Annotated in this window: 1 rRNA gene; it reads right to left on the bottom strand. The window is 49.8% G+C overall.

The features are described from left to right. A 23S ribosomal RNA gene (locus KW837_RS28525) occupies nucleotides 1-1470 on the bottom strand; the annotation flags it as partial. Nucleotides 1471-1626 lie beyond the last annotated feature (156 nt).

The raw sequence follows: 1626 nt of genomic DNA, 5'->3' as shown, positions 1-1626 counted from the left end.
CAGCCTACCACCTTAAACTTGGACAACCAACGCCAAGCTGGCCTAGCCTTCTCCGTCCCTCCATCGCAATAACCAGAAGTACAGGAATATTAACCTGTTTTCCATCGACTACGCTTTTCAGCCTCGCCTTAGGGACCGACTAACCCTGCGTCGATTAACGTTGCGCAGGAAACCTTGGTCTTTCGGCGTGGGTGTTTTTCACACCCATTGTCGTTACTCATGTCAGCATTCGCACTTCTGATACCTCCAGCAAGCTTCTCAACTCACCTTCACAGGCTTACAGAACGCTCCTCTACCGCATCACCTAAGTGATACCCGTAGCTTCGGTGTATGGTTTGAGCCCCGTTACATCTTCCGCGCAGGCCGACTCGACTAGTGAGCTATTACGCTTTCTTTAAAGGGTGGCTGCTTCTAAGCCAACCTCCTAGCTGTCTAAGCCTTCCCACATCGTTTCCCACTTAACCATAACTTTGGGACCTTAGCTGACGGTCTGGGTTGTTTCCCTTTTCACGACGGACGTTAGCACCCGCCGTGTGTCTCCCATGCTCGGCACTTGTAGGTATTCGGAGTTTGCATCGGTTTGGTAAGTCGGGATGACCCCCTAGCCGAAACAGTGCTCTACCCCCTACAGTGATACATGAGGCGCTACCTAAATAGCTTTCGAGGAGAACCAGCTATCTCCGAGCTTGATTAGCCTTTCACTCCGATCCACAGGTCATCCGCTAACTTTTCAACGGTAGTCGGTTCGGTCCTCCAGTTAGTGTTACCCAACCTTCAACCTGCCCATGGATAGATCGCCCGGTTTCGGGTCTATTCCCAGCGACTAGACGCCCTATTAAGACTCGCTTTCGCTACGCCTCCCCTATTCGGTTAAGCTCGCCACTGAAAATAAGTCGCTGACCCATTATACAAAAGGTACGCAGTCACCCAACAAAGTGGGCTCCCACTGCTTGTACGCATACGGTTTCAGGATCTATTTCACTCCCCTCTCCGGGGTTCTTTTCGCCTTTCCCTCACGGTACTAGTTCACTATCGGTCAGTCAGTAGTATTTAGCCTTGGAGGATGGTCCCCCCATATTCAGACAAAGTTTCTCGTGCTCCGTCCTACTCGATTTCATGACCAAGAGATTTTCGCGTACAGGGCTATCACCCACTATGGCCGCACTTTCCAGAGCGTTCCGCTAATCTCAAAGCCACTTAAGGGCTAGTCCCCGTTCGCTCGCCACTACTAAGGGAATCTCGGTTGATTTCTTTTCCTCAGGGTACTTAGATGTTTCAGTTCCCCTGGTTCGCTTCTTAAGCCTATGTATTCAGCTTAAGATACCTAACTTATGTTAGGTGGGTTCCCCCATTCAGACATCTCCGGATCAAAGTCTGTTTGCCGACTCCCCGAAGCTTTTCGCAGGCTACCACGTCTTTCATCGCCTCTGACTGCCAAGGCATCCACCGTATGCGCTTCTTCACTTGACCATATAACCCCAAGCAATCTGGTTATACTGTGAAGACGACATTCGCCGAAAATTCGCGATTAAACTCACAAATTTTACCTTAGCCTGATCACCACCAGTGAAAGTGGCCATCAGTCTATCTTTCTATCACATACCCAAATTTTTAAAGAACGATCTA

This window comes from Pseudomonas sp. PDM24 (genome assembly GCF_019218905.1).
Lineage (GTDB): Bacteria > Pseudomonadota > Gammaproteobacteria > Pseudomonadales > Pseudomonadaceae > Aquipseudomonas.
This window is presented reverse-complemented; position numbering and strand designations above follow the sequence as displayed.